Source organism: Thalassospira lucentensis (genome assembly GCF_011806425.1).
In the GTDB taxonomy this organism is placed as follows: domain Bacteria; phylum Pseudomonadota; class Alphaproteobacteria; order Rhodospirillales; family Thalassospiraceae; genus Thalassospira; species Thalassospira lucentensis_B.
Window position 1 is genome coordinate 125,897 of sequence record NZ_JAATOV010000002.1, and the last position, 16,779, is coordinate 142,675.

Annotated in this window: 16 protein-coding genes; 10 read left to right on the forward strand and 6 right to left on the reverse strand. The window is 53.2% G+C overall.

Features of this window, described 5'->3' with window-relative positions; genetic code table 11:
* Positions 1-11 precede the first annotated feature (11 nt).
* From HCZ99_RS06185 to HCZ99_RS06200, 4 genes are read left to right on the forward strand one after another with little or no spacing between them, the layout of a single operon-like run.
* Complete coding sequence (locus HCZ99_RS06185) at positions 12-1,280, forward strand: ABC transporter substrate-binding protein (protein WP_167446095.1); 1,269 nt, start codon at positions 12-14, stop codon at positions 1,278-1,280.
* Positions 1,259-2,218 (forward strand): carbohydrate ABC transporter permease, encoded by a 960-nt coding sequence (locus HCZ99_RS06190; protein WP_167446096.1) that lies wholly within the window; start codon positions 1,259-1,261, stop codon positions 2,216-2,218. The genes HCZ99_RS06185 and HCZ99_RS06190 overlap by 22 nt, the downstream gene beginning before the upstream one ends.
* Before the next feature lie 12 nt (positions 2,219-2,230).
* The gene (locus HCZ99_RS06195; RefSeq protein WP_254869488.1) at positions 2,231-3,082 is read left to right on the forward strand and encodes a carbohydrate ABC transporter permease; all 852 of its coding nucleotides are present in this window, start codon (positions 2,231-2,233) and stop codon (positions 3,080-3,082) included.
* Positions 3,083-3,095: 13 nt separating this feature from the next.
* The gene (locus HCZ99_RS06200; protein WP_167446097.1) at positions 3,096-4,217 is read left to right on the forward strand and encodes an ABC transporter ATP-binding protein; all 1,122 of its coding nucleotides are present in this window, start codon (positions 3,096-3,098) and stop codon (positions 4,215-4,217) included.
* 72 nt (positions 4,218-4,289) lie between these two features.
* On the opposite strand, the gene HCZ99_RS06205 is transcribed toward HCZ99_RS06200, so the two are convergent.
* On the reverse strand, positions 4,290-5,231 hold the full coding sequence (locus tag HCZ99_RS06205) for an aromatic alcohol reductase (RefSeq protein ID WP_167446098.1): 942 nt from the start codon (positions 5,229-5,231) through the stop codon (positions 4,290-4,292).
* Positions 5,232-5,513: 282 nt separating this feature from the next.
* Between HCZ99_RS06205 and HCZ99_RS06210 the strand changes: the two genes are divergently transcribed.
* On the forward strand, positions 5,514-6,422 hold the full coding sequence (locus HCZ99_RS06210; RefSeq protein WP_217701466.1) for a LysR family transcriptional regulator: 909 nt from the start codon (positions 5,514-5,516) through the stop codon (positions 6,420-6,422).
* A 163-nt stretch (positions 6,423-6,585) separates the two neighbouring features.
* Here the strand turns inward: HCZ99_RS06210 and HCZ99_RS06215 are convergent, their stop codons facing one another.
* Positions 6,586-7,503 carry an arylamine N-acetyltransferase family protein gene (locus HCZ99_RS06215; RefSeq protein ID WP_167446099.1) on the reverse strand — a complete coding sequence of 306 codons (918 nt, stop codon included), beginning with the start codon at positions 7,501-7,503 and terminating at the stop codon, positions 6,586-6,588.
* Between the two features lie 402 nt (positions 7,504-7,905).
* On the opposite strand from HCZ99_RS06215, the gene HCZ99_RS06220 reads away from it, so the two are divergent.
* Positions 7,906-8,760 (forward strand): D-amino-acid transaminase, encoded by an 855-nt coding sequence (locus tag HCZ99_RS06220; RefSeq protein ID WP_167446100.1) that lies wholly within the window; start codon positions 7,906-7,908, stop codon positions 8,758-8,760.
* Positions 8,761-8,848: 88 nt separating this feature from the next.
* Here HCZ99_RS06220 and HCZ99_RS06225 read toward each other — a convergent pair whose 3' ends face one another.
* Positions 8,849-9,697 carry an SDR family oxidoreductase gene (locus HCZ99_RS06225; protein WP_167446101.1) on the reverse strand — a complete coding sequence of 283 codons (849 nt, stop codon included), beginning with the start codon at positions 9,695-9,697 and terminating at the stop codon, positions 8,849-8,851.
* A 97-nt stretch (positions 9,698-9,794) separates the two neighbouring features.
* On the opposite strand from HCZ99_RS06225, the gene HCZ99_RS06230 reads away from it, so the two are divergent.
* The 4 genes from HCZ99_RS06230 to HCZ99_RS06245 all read left to right on the forward strand — a co-directional run bounded on the left by HCZ99_RS06230 (position 9,795) and on the right by HCZ99_RS06245 (position 13,794).
* Entirely contained in the window at positions 9,795-10,733 is a 939-nt protein-coding gene (locus tag HCZ99_RS06230; RefSeq protein ID WP_175581426.1) for a LysR family transcriptional regulator, read from the forward strand.
* A gap of 50 nt (positions 10,734-10,783) precedes the next feature.
* The gene (locus tag HCZ99_RS06235) at positions 10,784-11,659 is read left to right on the forward strand and encodes a DMT family transporter (RefSeq protein ID WP_167446778.1); all 876 of its coding nucleotides are present in this window, start codon (positions 10,784-10,786) and stop codon (positions 11,657-11,659) included.
* A gap of 388 nt (positions 11,660-12,047) precedes the next feature.
* Entirely contained in the window at positions 12,048-13,190 is a 1,143-nt protein-coding gene (locus tag HCZ99_RS06240) for a helix-turn-helix domain-containing protein (protein ID WP_167446102.1), read from the forward strand.
* 1 nt (position 13,191) lies between these two features.
* Positions 13,192-13,794: a hypothetical protein gene (locus tag HCZ99_RS06245; protein WP_167446103.1), complete on the forward strand. Its 603-nt coding sequence runs from the start codon at positions 13,192-13,194 to the stop codon at positions 13,792-13,794.
* Here HCZ99_RS06245 and HCZ99_RS06250 read toward each other — a convergent pair.
* The 3 genes from HCZ99_RS06250 to HCZ99_RS06260 form a co-directional block, all read right to left on the reverse strand.
* Complete coding sequence (locus HCZ99_RS06250) at positions 13,791-14,249, reverse strand: pyridoxamine 5'-phosphate oxidase family protein (protein WP_167446104.1); 459 nt, start codon at positions 14,247-14,249, stop codon at positions 13,791-13,793. The genes HCZ99_RS06245 and HCZ99_RS06250 overlap by 4 nt on opposite strands.
* Before the next feature lie 29 nt (positions 14,250-14,278).
* The gene (locus HCZ99_RS06255) at positions 14,279-15,160 is read right to left on the reverse strand and encodes a TIGR01459 family HAD-type hydrolase (RefSeq protein ID WP_167446105.1); all 882 of its coding nucleotides are present in this window, start codon (positions 15,158-15,160) and stop codon (positions 14,279-14,281) included.
* A 161-nt stretch (positions 15,161-15,321) separates the two neighbouring features.
* Complete coding sequence (locus HCZ99_RS06260) at positions 15,322-16,632, reverse strand: quinone-dependent dihydroorotate dehydrogenase (protein ID WP_167446106.1); 1,311 nt, start codon at positions 16,630-16,632, stop codon at positions 15,322-15,324.
* Positions 16,633-16,779 lie beyond the last annotated feature (147 nt).

Sequence of the window (16,779 nt, forward strand, 5' to 3'; positions counted from 1 at the left end):
GGAACTTCACAATGAACTGGAAAACAACGCTACTGGCAGGTGTGACCTCTATTGTACTCACAGGGCAGGCTTATGCCGACACCACCTTAAAGCTGGTCGAAGTCATCACCAGCCCGGAACGCACCGAAACCCTCAAAGGGCTTATCGCCGAATACGAAGCCGACCATCCCGGTGTCACCGTTGAAATCACATCACTCCCCTGGGGGCAGGCCTTTGAAAAGTTTGCCACCATGGTGTCTGCGGGACAAACGCCTGACATCGTTGAAATGCCTGATACCTGGCTAACCCTTTATGCCAAGAACGGCGCGCTTGAAAGTCTTGAGCCCTATATCAAAGACTGGGAAGGCGGCAAGACGCTCAATGACCGCGCCCTTCAATTTGCCCGCGCCACCGATGATACCGCCTATATGCTGCCGTATGGCTTCTATCTGCGTGCGCTGTTTTACAACAAGAAATTGTTCAAAGAAGCTGGCGTCACCGACATTCCAGTCACACTCGATGATTTCCGCGACGCCGCCGAAAAGGTATCCGCGCTTCCCGGTAAGGCCGGCTATTGCATGCGCGGCGGGCCCGGCGGCCTGAATGGCTGGGTGATGTTTGGCGCGACCGCCGCAGGATCGAATGAATTCTTCACCGAGGACGGTTCAAGCACCTTTAACTCGGACGGCTGGGAAAGCGGGCTTGAATATCTGATTGATATTTACAAAGACGGCCTTGCCCCGAAAGACAGCCTGAACTGGGGCTTTAACGAAATTGTTGCCGGTTTCTATTCGGGCACCTGTGCGATGCTTGATCAGGATCCTGACGCCCTGATTGCGATTTCAAGCCGCATGAAAGAACAAGACTTTGGCGTCACCACCATGCCCAAAGGCCCGTCTGGCAAAGCGTTTCCGACCATTGGCTATGCCGGTTGGTCGATGTTTTCCAATAGCGAGCATAAAGACGAAGCATGGGATTTGATTGCCCATCTTGAGTCCAAGGAAAGCAACCTTACCTGGAACAAACGCATTGGCGCGCTGCCGATCCATGATGGCGCTGAAAGCGATCCGTTCTTTGCCAGCCCGCAATTCGAAGGCTGGTTCGCAGAACTGTCTGACCCGGATGTTTATCCGACCGTCATGCCGACCCATCTTGAAGAATTCGCCTTCTTCAAAGACAGCCTTGTCATTCGCACCAGCCAAGAAGCCATGCTGGGCCGGATCACGCCCGAAGAACTCGCCAATCAGTGGGCAGAATACCTGACCGCTGCACAGAAAAAATGGATGCAGGCAAACCAGTGACCTTGGCAACGCACGCCGGAAAACGCCCCGTCGAAAGACGGGGTGTCTTCTCCAAGAAGTTGTCCGGTATCATCGAACCCTATCTTTATGTTTCGCCGGCACTGGTTCTGATCCTCGCGGTTATGTTGATGCCGCTCGTCCTTGGTCTGAGCTATGCCTTTCGCGATATCCGTATCCTCAATCCGTTTAGCGGCGGCTTTGTCGGAACCGCGCATTTTGAAACCCTGATGTCTGATCAGGCCTTCTTGGGCGCGCTGATCAATACCGCATGGTGGACGTTCGGCTCGCTGTTTTTTCAGTTTGGCCTTGGTCTTATTCTTGCTCTTTTGCTTAACCGCGATTTCGTCGGCCGCCGCTTGATCCAGGCACTTGTGTTTCTGCCGTGGGCTGTGCCAACGTTCCTGTCGGGCTTAAACTGGGCATGGATGTTTAACCCGGTTGTCGGGCCTTTGCCCCATTGGCTGACATCCCTTGGCCTTATGGCTGAACCGTTTAATATCCTTTCTGATCCTGATCTTGCGATGTGGGGGCCGATCATTGCCAATATCTGGTTTGGCATCCCATTTTTTGCCATCACGATGCTGGCCGCGTTGCAGTCCATCCCCAAGGAACTGTACGAAGCAGCCTCGATTGATGGGGCAACCACACGTCAGCAATTCATCAGCATCACCCTGCCCTTCCTTGCGCCCACCATCGCCATCACCTTGATGTTGCGCACCATCTGGATTGCCAATTTCGCCGATTTGATTGTCGTCATGACCAAAGGCGGCCCGGCAGATTCCACCCAGATTGTCGCCTCTTACATCTTTACCCAGGCCTTCCGCCGACTTGACTTTGGATATGCATCCGCCATTGCGGCCGTGCTTCTGGTCTTGTTGCTGGCGTATGCCCTGGCTGTGATTGGCTTGCGCCGTGCCATGACGCACGCAGATAACTAGGGAAATTTCCAAATGACCCTGACCGGACACACAACAACGCGTAAAATGCTCTATTGGGGCAGTCATTACCTGATGATTGCCGCCTTTGTGCTGTTTGCGCTGTTCCCGCTTTACTGGTTGCTTAAGGTTTCCGTGACGCCAAACGACATCCTCTATACCGAAGGTGTTCGGATGTGGCCGTCACGCACCACGTGGGAGAACTACACATTTGTTCTCACCCAAAGCAACTTCCCCCATTACTTCATGAATTCCGTGATTGTCGCGGGCACAACAGCCGCGGTGACAACCGTGATTGCCGCCCTGACCGGCTATGCGTTTTCGCGGTTTGCCTTTCGCGGCAAGGTGATCATCGTTGCCCTGATGTTGATCACCCAGATGTTCCCGTTGGTCATGCTGATCGCGCCGATCTTTAAAATTCTGGCCCCACTTGGCCTGACCGACAGTTTGACCGGCCTGATCATTGTTTACACCGCCTTTAATGTGCCGTTTGCGACCTTCTTGATGCAGTCATTCTTTGACGGCATTCCCAAGGACCTCGAAGAAGCCGCGATGATTGACGGCAATACACGGTTCGAAGCTTTTCGCGCGATCATTTTGCCCCTGACCCTTCCGGGTGTTGCGGCAACGCTTGGCTTTGTCTTTACCGCCGCTTGGAGCGAACTTTTGTTCGCCCTGATGCTGGTCAGCAGTGAGTCTGCTTCGACCTTCCCGGTTGGGCTTTTGTCATTCGTTTCAAAATTCAGCGTCGATTTCGGCCAGATGATGGCTGCTGGTGTGCTGGCACTTATTCCCGCTTGTCTGTTCTTCCTGCTGATCCAGCGTTATCTGGTGCAGGGGCTGACAGCAGGTGCGGTCAAAGGATAAGAGGACGACTTTTATGGCTTCTATTGAAATTGCAAATGCCCGCAAAAGTTATGGTGCAGTTGATGTCCTGCACGGCATTAACCTGAACATCAGCGACGGCGAGTTCATTGTCCTTGTCGGGCCTTCTGGCTGTGGGAAATCAACGCTTTTGCGCATGATCGCCGGACTAGAGGACATCACATCTGGCGATATTTCCATCGCCGGCGACGTGATTAACGACCTGCAACCCAAAGACCGCGACATCGCCATGGTGTTTCAGTCCTATGCGCTTTATCCGCATATGTCGGTCGCGGAAAATATGAGTTACGCGCTGAAACTCCGCAAAACTGCCAAGGATAAAATCGCCGACGCCATTGGCAATGTCGCCGATATTCTGGGCCTAAGCGCGTTGCTTGAACGCCGACCCAAGGCACTTTCGGGTGGGCAGCGCCAACGCGTTGCCATGGGCCGGGCGATTGTCCGTAAACCACAAGCGTTTTTGTTTGATGAACCGCTTTCAAACCTTGATGCGCGCTTGCGCGAACAAATGCGCACCGAAATTCGCAAACTACATCATCGCCTTGGCGCGACATCGGTCTATGTCACCCATGACCAGATCGAAGCCATGACCATGGCCGACCGGATTGTCGCCATGCATGACGGCATCATCCAGCAGGTCGGAAGCCCAGTCGAAATTTATGACCGCCCCGCCAACATCTTTGTCGCCAGCTTCATCGGCTCCCCCGCCATGAACTTCCTTGAAGGGGCCTATGAAACCACGGCCGATAATGGCGATCAGGGGGCGGGTATTCGTTTATCCGATGGGTCTTTGGTCCCGGTCCTGCCCGCGCAAGGGGCAAGCACCAATCAACCCGTCACCCTTGGGGCCCGGCCCGAACACATCACCATCGTGCAAGATGCCGCAAACGGCCTTCCGGCCCGTGTGGACTTGATCGAACCCATGGGTCTTTCGACCCTTGTGCATGCCACACTGGCGGGCAAGCCGATCAAGATCTTCACCATGGATCGCCCCGACTATGCCGTCGACAGCTTTATCCATGTCGCATTTGACATGGAAAAGGTCCACGTGTTCGACAGCTCATCCGAATTGCGTTTACCGCCCCTGACCGAACCCCATACCGGGCATAGCGATTAAAACAAAAAAAATAGGCGGGGAGCATCAAACTCCCCGCCTCCAATCCATCACGCGATAGTCTTCAACACCTTTCTAGCGCGTTTCATCCAAATGTGCCTCTAACCATCCTTTGACATCGACGGTCGGGATATTATTGGCAACATTGTAGGTGGTCGCCTTGTCCCAATGCATGCCATCGCCCTGCGCGAAGGCTGCGCGATATTTTCCCATAACATCGTCGGGATTTTCGGTCAGGAAGGCGCCCAACATCTCGCGGGTCAATTCGGTTTTTCTGAACTGTTCACCTGACACCGTTTCAACAATTTCTGCAAGCCGCCCATAAGAAAGGGTATCTCCGGCAACAAAAACCACCTCATTTGCGAAATGAGGCTGCGCCAAAATGATGTCCGTCGTCAGTTTCCCGATATCTTCCGGCGTTGTGACGGTGACCTTGGTGTCCCAACTGCCCAGAGCATTAATCGTTTTTTTCTCAAGGTTGACGACATCGAAAGACGGTTCGAACAGGAAACTGGTGAACATACCGGTCGAAACAATCACCCACTCAGTTTTATTCTGCGCGCGCAACAACAGCCGGACGTCGTATTGCTCATCAAAGACATCCTGCGGGCTTCCGCGTCCGACAATGTCGTAATCGACACCAAACTGCCAAGGGAAGTAACGTTTTACTCCCGCATCAAGCGCAGCATTTGTCATCTTGAGCTGTGTCCCCTTGCCCCCGACAAACCCGGTGCAGCTGACCACCGTGTGGAATGGCTTAAACAGATCGGTCAGATCACCAACCGATACGGTCTTTAGGTCAATCTCGACAATATCGGCGCGCAATTCGCGGACTTCCTGTACAATTTTTTGGTCGGCTACGTTCCGGGATTCCATCATCCCCGGTGCAAGCAAAACGGATAAAGGCTGTTTTGCGGGATCAAGGCGCGGGGCAAGTTCGCGCAAGACGGCAAGCCCAAGTTGCCCTGCTCCAAGCACAAGCATCGGCTTTTTAAGCTGTGTATTTTCTTCGGTCATATCCGTTTCCTTTCTAAATAAGCCGGATTCACTTCCGGCCGATCAATAGGGATTGGATACGTAGAATTGACCCGAATGACTATGACGCAATCTGATTTAATTTATTCGCAAAAATGGTATAATTGAAGAATAAAAAGACCTGAGACAACATATAAACTATTGATATTAAATATTTTTGAATACAAAACAAATCCCTCCAGGAAAATACTTCCATATTTTCCATCATAAAATGCAATTATCTTCTCGTAACTGCCTCACTTTTCCAGATAAGGACGAGGCCCCATGAACCGTTTGAAAGCGATGGAAATATTTGTCCGTGTTGTTCAGGCTGGCGGTTTTGGCAAGGCGGCAGAAACGCTCTTGGTGCCAGCATCGACAGTGACACGCGCGCTCAAGGAGCTCGAAGATTACCTCGGGGTCACACTTTTAAATCGAACCACCCGAAAAATCAGTCTAACGGTCGAGGGCGCATCCTATTTTGCAGACTGCAAACGTGTTCTTGACGATATCGATCTGGTCGAGTCCGCCTTCCCTGGCCGTGCCGGACGTGCTCATGGCATCCTTCGGGTCGATACAACGACGTCAATTGCCCGACATTTTATCGTTCCAAAACTGCACGACTTTCAGGAACTCTATCCAGATGTGAAACTGTTTCTATCTACCCACGACCACGTCAGCGACCTGTTTGAGGACGGTATTGATTGCGTGATCCGCACCGGCACACCAGCAGATACAACCAGCCTGATGACACGTCGACTGCGCACTTTTCGCTGGGTTGTCTGTGCCGCCCCATCCTATGTCGAAAAATATGGCGCCCCCACAGATATTGATGATCTGGCAAAACATCATCTTGTCGGATACATCTCCAGCACGACAGGGCGACCGATCCACTGGACCTTTGACACCAATGACGGGCAACGTCACATCCGCGCAAATGACGGCCCGATTGTGAATGACACCGATACCTATGTTTCCTGCGGGGTTGAGGGACTTGGGCTCATACGGGCAGCCAGCTATATCGTCGCCCCCCTTATTCAAAGCGGGGTGCTTTTAGAAATCCTGCCCGATGTCACCACCCCACCAGAGCTTGTTTCGATCATGTACCCACGAAACCGCCATATGTCTCCCACAGTGCGCGCCTTTATCGACTGGAGCATCAAGACCTTTTCCGATCACACGGACATAATGTAATCTACCCGCCATTGATACCGACGCCAACACGGGCCTTGCCGCCGGTGTCGATCTGATCGAACCGCATCCGGTCACCGCGATTAAGCCACGCAAAAGTAAGGCGGAGCGCCATAAACGCCCCGCCCTTGGCCATTCACAACCGGAATAAACACCGCACAACCGTTTACCCGTTATTGCGCGTGACCAATCTGTCAAAAGCCGCCTGCCACCGCGGGTCCGGCTCGATCCCAAAGATGTCTTTCAGCGTTTGCGAAATATCACCAACGCTTAAGCTATGGTGCTCTTCCTCGCCCGTGACCAACCGAATGGTCAGGCGGTTATTGCGCAACGTAAACCGGGCAAACGGGGCTGAACGTGCGACCATCAGGGTTTTGCAAAAGTCACTATCGGGGTGATCGGATGCGTACCAATTCATGACCTCGTAATCGAGATCAGAAACCGGCGCATAATCGATTTCATGCACCGCATTCCACACACCACCGCGTTCCATTTCAACCCGGTACGCATGCGCCCCCTTGATCACGCGATAGATGTCATGCGGGGTGACTTGCGGCGTTTCGATATCAAGCAAAAGCGGGGCGGTTGGCACACAGCTGCCCAAACCAACATCGGCAAGCCATGCTTCACCATCAATCGTCACCCGATTGGCCATATGGCAGCGCGGACGGGGCAAATCATCGGGCCCATATCCCCACAACACCCGGCCTGCCAAACCTTCGACGGCAAACCCCAGGCTGCGCAACACCCGCCCGAACAACGAATTTTGTTCAAAACAATACCCGCCGCGCCCGTCATGGATCAGTTTCTGATCCACCTTTTCTGGCGCGATGCTAATCGGGGTGTCGTTAAAAACATCAATCGCCTCAAACGGGATATTGGCCGGATGCAACGCATGCAGGGTTTGCAAAACATCAAGCGTTGCGGTGCGTGGGCCGTCATAGCCAATCCGCTCGAAATAGGCATCAAGGTCAACGCTGGCCGCATCGGTGAGCCGCCCGCTTAACATGGCCCAACAGGCATCGACCTGACTTTGCAAACTGTTGTGGCCGCTCTGAACCGTCGCATCTGTTGCGATGGGCATGGGGATGTTCATCATAAAGCTCCATTTGCCCGGCTTGCCGGGGATGTTTTCATCTCATGGAGCGGACGATAGAACCTCAAGTTAAGTTTAGGTCAATGCGAAAAAACGCCATCTTTTGAAATCGAATATTCTGCGAATAATTGTGAAATTAACCCGCCACATTATTCACCCCAACCGCGATTTATGGCCCATCAAAGCAACTTTCCATCTTTTACACGCAAGATATAAAGCTTTTGCGCGACAGTTTGCCATTGGCTGTGATAATTGAATAGGTAAAGAGCGTCGGACCAAAAGGCTGCATATGTATGTACAAGCATGCGAATGGCTGACCAACGGAAACGTCGCTTACATCCATCATTGGCGGATTATCAAGGGTCCGCTGCCAAAGACAGGGAAGTTGCCATGCGTACTGTTTATCTGAACGGCCAGTTTTTGCCAGAAAACGAAGCCAAGATTTCGATCTTTGACCGATCCTTCCTGTTTGCCGATGGTGTGTATGAAGTCACCTCGGTGCTTGAGGGCAAACTGATCGATTTCAAAGGCCACATGACGCGCCTTCAGCGCTCATTGTCTGAGCTGAACTATGAATTCAAGCCCGATATCGATCAGCTGCTCGAAGCGCACCGTGAACTGATCAAGCTCAACAACATCACCGAAGGCCTGATTTACCTTCAGGTATCGCGCGGTTCGGCTGGCGATCGTGATTTCGCGATCAAAAAAGACACCCAACCGACCATCGTGATGTTCACCCAGGAAAAATCCCTGATCAAGTCGCCGCTGGCCGAACGCGGTCAGAAAATCATCACCTTCCCGGATATCCGCTGGCGCCGGTCGGACATCAAAACCGTTCAGTTGCTCTATGCGTCGCTTCTCAAAACCGAAGCCGCCGCCAAGGGTGCGGACGATGCATGGATGTTGCTGGATGGCTTTGTCACCGAAGGATCGTCAAACAACGCCTATATCGTGACCGAGGATGGCACGATTGTAACCCGCGAATTGTCGAACGATATTCTGCATGGCATCACCCGCGCATCGGTCCTGAAATGCGCCGAAGAGTTGCAGCTTAAAATCGAAGAGCGCCACTTCACCCTTGAAGAAGCACAGAACGCCAAAGAAGCCTTCTCGACCTCGGCATCAGGCTTTGTCTGCCCGGTTGCGGAAATCGATGGCAAGAAAATCGGCGAAGGTGTCCCGGGCCCGATCGCCAAACGCCTGCGCGAAATTTACATCAAAGCCAACCTTGATACCGCGATCTAATCGCGCGCGATACTCTTTGACCGAAACGCAGAACGCCGCCCCAATTTCCGGGCGGCGTTTTTGGGTTCGGTATCCGCGGTAAAGCCATCTAAATGGTGGCAAGCTCTTCCTCGGTAAAATCGGCGGAAATGGTGATGTCTTTTCCGGCCTCCAGCACCGCAAGCCTTTCGGTCAGGGCTGCGTGCACACCGGCATAGGCATCCGCACCAAGCAACAGTCGGAAGGGCATTTCCGGCGCATCTGCCGCCGTGATCATCGCATCGACCATCCGGTCCGGATCACCCTTGATCACCCAGCCACCGCCAAAGGCGGCTTCTTTAAGGTCGTGGGCCGGCGTTCCGTCATAGTCCTCAATCGGATCAGGCAGCACCAGACCAGCACCAAAGTTCGTGCGCGCCGGTCCGGGCTCCACCAGCATGAATTCGATGTCAAACGGCTGAACTTCCTTGGACAGAGATTCAACAAAACCCTCGATGCCCCATTTGCTTGCGTGATAAAGACTAAACCCGGGATAAGCAATCTGCCCGCCTTCGGACGACACCTGAACAATGCGTCCGGACCCTTGCGCGCGCAGATGCGGCAAAGCCGCCTTGATCAAAATCATCGATCCCAAAAGGTTGGTCTCGATGATATCGCGCATCTGATCAATGCTGGTTTCTTCAACCGTCCCCAAAATGCCATAACCGGCATTGCTGACAATCACGTCAATGCGGTTGAAATCGGCAAAGGCGTGATTGACCGCCGCCTGCACCCCGACCGTATCGGTGACATCCAGATACACAACCCGCAACCGATCAACATACTGCGCGGCCAGATCTTCAAGCGCCCCCTGGCGGCGCACAGTTGCAATCACCTGATCGCCCCGTGCAAGCAACCGTTCGGCCATCCCGCGACCAAAACCCGATGACGCGCCGGTAATAAGCCAAGTCTTCGTCATGTCAGCACCCTTTCTTTCTTGCTCTGAACATGATCGAAAGATAGAAGCCAATGACTGATGTGATAACCTAGCTTAATTTGGATGGGTTAGTGAAAATATGCCATCAATTAACCAGCCGTCCTTAAACGACATGCGGTTTTTCATCGCCGTTGCCGAGCATCGCAGTTTCCGCCGCGCTGCCGATGAATTGGGTGTTGCGCCCTCGACCCTCAGCCACGCCCTGCGCAACATGGAAAAGAACCTGAATGTTCGCTTGCTTCATCGCACGACACGCAGTGTCTCTTTGACTGAGGCGGGCGAAAGCCTTCTGGATCGGTTGCGCCCGGCTGTTCTGAACATTGAAGAGGCCATGACGGCGGTTGAAAGTTTTCGCACGGGTGGGCCATCGGGTACCGTGCGCATCAACGCCACCGATGGTGCGGCCCGATTATTGACCCGTCACGTAATTCCGGAAATGCGCAACCTTTACCCCGATGTATCGATTGATCTGGTCACCGAAGGACGGCTGGTCGACATTGTCGAAGCGGGCTTTGATGCTGGTGCGCGGTTGGGCGAAACCGTGCCGCTTGATATGATTGCTGTGCGGTTTGGTCCGCCGTTTCGCTTTCTCGCGGTTGCCGCGCCGGAATATTTCAAATCAAGAACCCCGCCGAAAACCCCCGATGACCTCCGCGCGCATGACTGCATCCGCCATCGCTTCCCCAGTGGCAAGATCTATCACTGGGATTTTGAAAATCAGGGACAGGAAATCTCGATTGATGTTGCGGGTCCCCTGACCCTTGATCGTCATGATCTGATGGTCGATGCCGCCCGTCAGGGACTGGGCATTGCCTATGTTTCGGAAATCTATGCCGCGCGCGCCATTGCCAACGGCGAACTGGTCACGGTTCTCGATGAATGGTTGCCCGAAATACCCGGCCTTTTCCTGTATTACCCGGACCATCGAAGGGTCCCGCCTTCTCTGCGCGCCTTTATCGATGTGATGAAATCGCTCGACCATGAGTTGCAAACTGGGTATCTGGATAGTGAACTTTAATTCAACAAGACAAAAGTCTGGCACAGCACAAGGGAAAGCCGTCCGTGAATATGAAGCCCCAGCTACGCCAGCATAATCTGACCGGCATTCTTATGATGTGTGCCGGGGTGGCGTTTCTGTGCATCAATGATGGCTTGGCCAAAAAGCTGATGGATCACTATTCCCCGATCCAGATCATTTTCCTGCGCAATATCATCGCCCTTCCCTTTGCCGTTTTGCTGGCCCTTAAAATGGGCGGGCGACGTGCGTTGCGGTCTCATCGGATCGGGGTGCATTTTATCCGTGGCTTTATCTGGATCACGGCCACCGTCCTGTTCTTTAGCAGCATCCACCTGATGGGCCTGGCCGAGGCCACCGCGATTGCCTTTGTCGCGCCCTTGTTCATCACCGCCATTTCAGCACTGTTTATCGCGCGCGTCGGTTGGCGGCGTTGGGCCGCGGTCAGCATTGGCTTTGTCGGGGTCTTGGTGATTGTCCGTCCCGGTGCGGCAAGTTTTGAACTGGTCTCGCTTCTGCCGGTGGCAACGGCGTTTTCCTATGCGCTTTTGATGCTCAGTGCGCGCTTTGTCGATACCCGCGAAAGCATGTGGACGCTGTTGCTATATCTCAGCGCGACCAGCGCGATCATCACCGGATCGATGGTGGCGTTTTTCTGGACCCCGATCCGGGCCGAAGATATCTGGCTGTTTATTGCGATTGCCATGTTTGGCACGGCGGGCATGACCATGATCACCCAAGCCTTCCGCGTGGCAGAGGCCCCAACCGTCGCCCCGTTTGACTACACCGCCCTTATTTGGGCCACCGGGCTTGGTTGGATTTTCTGGGGCGAAAAGCCCGATGCACTGACCTTTGTCGGGGCCGCCATCATCACAATAAGCGGCATCTTCATCATCTTCCGCGAAAGCAAGGTTGAGGCGCAAAGCTGATCGAGGCCTGCCCTAACCCTAATAGCGTGGCTTCCCACCATAGCTGGTCGTGGCATCTGTCCGCATAGCCATGATCACGCAGGCCTTACGTTTGGCTGAGAGCCCCCAGTCGTCGCACCGTTTGATTACACCGCCGTGATCTGGGCCACAGCATTTGGATAGTATTTCTGGGAGGATACCAGTTTTCCTGACCTTCGTCGTTGCAAAGATCATTGTTGCAAGCGGCCTGTTTCTGATCTTCCGTAAAAGTTCCCTGCGAAATTGATCGCTCAGTAGAACTGAATGTTATGCGACCATTGTGTAAAAACCACTTTATGCTCTAAGCTGAAGGCAACCTTTAAGATTGCCAAGATTAATCCAGCAACCAACGAGCGAAAGGAAGGAAAGGATGAGCTTCACTGCCACTGTTTTTTCTTCCAAGCTCAGACGCGCACGAGAAAATGTCGGTATGAGTATCGTAGACGTTGTGCAGGGAACAGGCATTGACGGTGCAAAAATCAAGTCTTTTGAGATGGGTGATCTAGCACCGACTGGAGACGAAATTCTGATTTTGGCTGATCTCTTCAAGTGCGATTTAAAATGGTTTCTCAGTAATGAATCTAGCAACCCGGATGAGAACATCAACTTGATGCTCCGCGCCGCCGAAGAAGAAATCCCATCAACTGACCGCTACGCTATCGCTGAGTTCCTACATCTTTGCAAATGCGAGCAGTTTCTTGACGAGCAGTTAGAAACTGTCACGTTTCAGCGCCCATTTAATTTCACTCCACGAGGCACGTACTACATTGGGCACGGAGCAGACTGCGCTCGAAAACTCCGTCAGCATTTTGGCCTTAAACCCAATGCTTATATTCCAGATGTTTTTGATTGGTTTCGGCAAACAGGTCTCCACATTTTTAGAAGATCACTTCCAAACTCAAATGTTTCCGGATTGTTCGTTAACCACCCAGAAGCTGGAAAATGTATACTTATAAACTTTACTGAAAACTTATACCGGCAGAGATTCAGCCTCGCTCACGAAGTTGCCCATGCCCTAATAGATGCGGACAAGGCTTACAACATTTCCACTCCTGGAGATCAGAACAGTCGAGAATTGGTTGAGATACGTGCTAATTCCTTCGCTTCAAACTTCTTAATCTCACCTGAGCAACTTGCGATGTTTGGAAAAACATATTGGAGCTCATCTGAAAACATAATTGAGATAGCTGACAGGTTGTTCATTACAGTTCCGGCACTTTTGTCGGCCCTCAAACGGGATAAAGTTATAAGCGACGAAGAACATGCTGAACTAAGATCTGTTTTGCGAAGTAAGAATACAAAGATTGATGCTGAACTTTCGGGCGACTTAACAAGCCAGCAACAGCAGAGAAAAACACACCTTCTTGAACAAGGTCTGCACGACAAGTACGTTCGCAAAGTTTTCGAAGCCCAACACCGGAAACTGATTTCTCGTGCAAAAGCAGCAGATATGCTTCTCTCGTCATCGCAAGAGCTTGACGATATCGCGACGTTGTTTGGGTTTAGGTTATAAAATGAGCAATGCACCAAGAGATCAAGCCATACTCGAATTTCCTGCGGTCGCATCCGCCGACACCTGCGCTGTCTGGAATATATTATCAAGTAGAACTTTATCTTCAGCTATCAAAGGCCGATGCCATCTCACGCTAGCCAAGTTTGTTTTATATGAATGCCTTGATAAACCTCGAAAAAAACCTAGCGAAGATCTCCATTTGCGAGAACAACTACGCAAGGAAATCACGAGTGGCAAACACTTCAGCCTCCACGAGTTGGAGATAGAAGATATACAACACTTGGTCGCTGACGTCGGCGACATCCGCCGCTTTGACAAAGGAGAATTGGCTGCACTCGCACTTGCCCGTAAGTATCGAAGCGGCTTCATAACCGATGATAGAGTTGCGAAAAAAGTTGGCGAGCGCATAGTCGGCAATTTATGTGTAAGAACGACACCACACCTCGTTGGATGGCTTGTCTACTGCGGCCATTTAACAGACGGAGACGTAAAAACCATAATTTCAGACAATGATAATTATCGGAATACTCAGGGACGTATCGGCATATACATTCAGCAATGCTACGAACATGCGATGGGACTTCGGATTAGACCCAAACCCTAATCGCGTGGCATCACGCTATAAGTTTCCATCGCCCCGTCGCGCATATCGGCCTCTTTGACGTCCGGGTTAAACCGATAACTCGGCGCGATGATTTCCTTGGCCTTGGTTACGGTCACATCCCAAAGGGTCGCGACCCGAAACGCCTCCCCGGCCATGGCTTGCAAGATCGCCTGCCGGTCATCAAACCCGTCATCGCCAGCGCGCATCAAAACCGCGTCGCCATAAAGCTGCCAGCCCTTTTGGCTAAACACATCGACAAAGCTGACACAAACACGCGGATCAGCTTGGATGTTCTTGACCGAATGTGGCGAGGCGATATTGGCAATGATGATGCGGTCCTTGCCAAAACAGGCAAAGATTTCCTTGGGACTGACCGACGGCCCCTCGTCAGAACAGGTCGCCAACCAGCACAACACAGATCGCTTGGCATAATCGCGGATATCATCGGTCAGCATGGGTTTTCCTTTTGCTTAATCGCCTCTGCCTACCAGCAGAAATCCCCCATCGCATAAGTGATGTGGCGGCCTGTCGCGGACAGAAGGGCATCAAGCTTGCCTTTATCGGGCAGTGTGCCGCGCGGGGCGTCGAGTTCTTCGGCGTGGATGCCGCCGGTCACAAGGGCGATATCCAGCCCGGCATTGTTAGACCCGGTCACATCGGTTGAAATGCTGTCACCCACCACGAGCAATTTGGCATCCGGCCCCTTATCAAACGCCTGCAGGCAGAAATCATAGGCACTGGCCAATGGCTTGCCTTCCCAGCGGACATTGCCGCCAAGTTCTTCATACCGCCCGGCAATCGCCCCGGCACAAATGATGCGTTCGCCGCCACGGATCACTTCACGGTCCGGGTTCGGGCACAGAACCGGCAAATCGCGGGCTTTAAGCGCATGAAGCATATCTTCGTATTTTGACACCGGATCATGGTCATCATTCGGGCCGGTGACCATCACCCAATCGGCATCATCAATCGTCTTGACGATCTCGACATCCTGACCTTCAAACATCGACATATCGCGCACGGGACCAACCATAAACACCTTGCGCCCCAATTTTGCATACCACGGGTCGGTGCGGTTCAGCAGTTGGTGATAGGCGATTTCCCCGGTCGCCACCGCTGGCCCATACAGATCACGGGCAATGCCCATATCTTCCATCCGGGCAATCACCACCGAGGATCGGCGCGGCGCGTTGGACAAAAGGGCAACCGGCACCCCCGCCTTTTTAAGCGCTTCAAGGGCCGGGATGGAGCTTGGATACGGGGTTACCCCGTCATGCACCACGCCCCAAAGATCAAGGATCACCGCATCATAATTGCCGATCACGTCAGAAAGGCCATTGATCATTTTATAGGAAGTGGTCGGCATGCGGATGTTCCTGTTTACGAGACATAACGGGGTGTGGGGGTGGCAAGATGGATGCCCGCGTTGGCGGGGATTACGAAACCTAAAACGGCACTAAGGAGCGACTGTTATTTCCGCAAAGAGCCCGCCCGCGAAGGCGGGTACGGGACCCTCGCGCCAAAGGCTCAGTCTTTCGACGTTTCAGGCTTTGCAGCTTCTGCTGGCTTGGCTTTGGTGGCCTTGGCCGCAGTTGCCTTAGGCGCAGCTGCTTTGGCCTTCGGTGACTTCGCCGCAGGGGCTTTATCCTCGGCGGCCTTAGCAGCCGTTGCCTTGGCCTCAACTGGCTTTGCTTCCGCCGCCTTGGCATCGGTTTCTTTGGCGGCATGGGCTGCTTTGGCGTCACGCGCTTCGTCGACCGGAATGCCTTTGCCCGAAATTTCCGGGAAGGCCGCACCAACCGCATCGCTGACATTGGCAAAGCCATCTTTGCGCAGGCGGCGTTGCAGGTCTTCCTTAATCTCGGTCACCAGCTCCATGCCGTGATAAACCAGCGAGGAATAAAGCTGTACGAGCGACGCGCCATTGAGGATTTTCTCATAGGCATCTTTGCCCGATGCAATCCCGCCCACCCCGATCAGGGGAATTTTGCCTTCGGTCAGGCGGTAAAAATCCGCCAGAACCTTGGTCGATGGTGCCATCAAAGGCGGGCCGGAAAGACCGCCCTTTTCATCCTGATCATAGGAATTAAGCCCGACCGGGCGATCAATGGTGGTGTTGGACACGATCAGGCCATCGATCTTGACCTTTAACGCCACCGCGGCAATGTCGGATTTGTCTTCTTCGGTCAAATCCGGTGCGACCTTAAGCAACACCGGCACACCTTTGGCATCGTTATTTCGCGCCTTAAGCACCGCTTTCAACAGCTTCTCAAGCGGGGCGCGCCCCTGAAGCGCGCGCAGGCCCGGCGTGTTGGGCGATGACACATTGATCACCAGATAATCGGCATAGGGTCCAAGGGCCGCGACCCCCTTGGCGTAATCATCTGCCGCATCTTCGGAATATTTGTTTTTGCCAAGATTGGCCCCCAAAACGCCACGGCGCGCACGTTTACGCAGGCGGTTTGCCACCACATCGGCCCCGTCATTATTGAACCCCATGCGGTTGATCACCGCACGGTCGGAATAAAGACGGAAAAGGCGGGGTTTGGGATTGCCCGCTTGGGGCTGGGGTGTCACCGATCCGATTTCGACAAACCCAAAGCCATGCGACAGTGCCGCATTGGGGATTTCGGCATTTTTGTCAAAACCGGCAGCAAGCCCGACCGGGTTGGCAAATTTGCGGCCAAACACCTCGGTCTCAAGCATCGGGGTTGCATCCGTCGCGTCATCAGCGCGCGGCACCAAATTGTTTTTCAGCGCCCAGATGGCAAGACCATGTGCGGTCTCCGCATCGATCCAGCGGACAATCGGCAAAACCAGTGACTTATACCACCCCACGCGAAGGCTCCCTTTGCTTGCAAATACCTGCTCTTTTCTTACGCGTGTGGGCCGCAATGGGCAAGGTTCAATGCAGGTAAAGAAAGCTCAGGCATTCTCATGCATGCGCTTGTCACTGGCTTTGTGGCGGCGTCGACTTCGGGCAGG

Excerpts from the sequence above, each read along its gene's own strand:
- HCZ99_RS06185 (WP_167446095.1), top strand. The coding sequence starts at position 12 with ATGAACTGGAAAACAACGCTACTGGCAGGTGTGACCTCTATTGTACTC.
- HCZ99_RS06215 (WP_167446099.1), bottom strand. The coding sequence starts at position 7,503 with ATGCCCATCGCAACAGATGCGACGGTTCAGAGCGGCCACAACAGTTTG.
- HCZ99_RS06210 (WP_217701466.1), top strand. The coding sequence starts at position 5,514 with ATGAACCGTTTGAAAGCGATGGAAATATTTGTCCGTGTTGTTCAGGCT.
- HCZ99_RS06230 (WP_175581426.1), top strand. The coding sequence starts at position 9,795 with ATGCCATCAATTAACCAGCCGTCCTTAAACGACATGCGGTTTTTCATC.
- HCZ99_RS06225 (WP_167446101.1), bottom strand. The coding sequence starts at position 9,697 with ATGACGAAGACTTGGCTTATTACCGGCGCGTCATCGGGTTTTGGTCGC.
- HCZ99_RS06200 (WP_167446097.1), top strand. The coding sequence starts at position 3,096 with ATGGCTTCTATTGAAATTGCAAATGCCCGCAAAAGTTATGGTGCAGTT.
- HCZ99_RS06250 (WP_167446104.1), bottom strand. The coding sequence starts at position 14,249 with ATGCTGACCGATGATATCCGCGATTATGCCAAGCGATCTGTGTTGTGC.
- HCZ99_RS06190 (WP_167446096.1), top strand. The coding sequence starts at position 1,259 with ATGGATGCAGGCAAACCAGTGACCTTGGCAACGCACGCCGGAAAACGC.
- HCZ99_RS06255 (WP_167446105.1), bottom strand. The coding sequence starts at position 15,160 with ATGCCGACCACTTCCTATAAAATGATCAATGGCCTTTCTGACGTGATC.
- HCZ99_RS06195 (WP_254869488.1), top strand. The coding sequence starts at position 2,231 with ATGACCCTGACCGGACACACAACAACGCGTAAAATGCTCTATTGGGGC.
- HCZ99_RS06205 (WP_167446098.1), bottom strand. The coding sequence starts at position 5,231 with ATGACCGAAGAAAATACACAGCTTAAAAAGCCGATGCTTGTGCTTGGA.
- HCZ99_RS06235 (WP_167446778.1), top strand. The coding sequence starts at position 10,784 with ATGAAGCCCCAGCTACGCCAGCATAATCTGACCGGCATTCTTATGATG.
- HCZ99_RS06240 (WP_167446102.1), top strand. The coding sequence starts at position 12,048 with ATGAGCTTCACTGCCACTGTTTTTTCTTCCAAGCTCAGACGCGCACGA.
- HCZ99_RS06220 (WP_167446100.1), top strand. The coding sequence starts at position 7,906 with ATGCGTACTGTTTATCTGAACGGCCAGTTTTTGCCAGAAAACGAAGCC.
- HCZ99_RS06245 (WP_167446103.1), top strand. The coding sequence starts at position 13,192 with ATGAGCAATGCACCAAGAGATCAAGCCATACTCGAATTTCCTGCGGTC.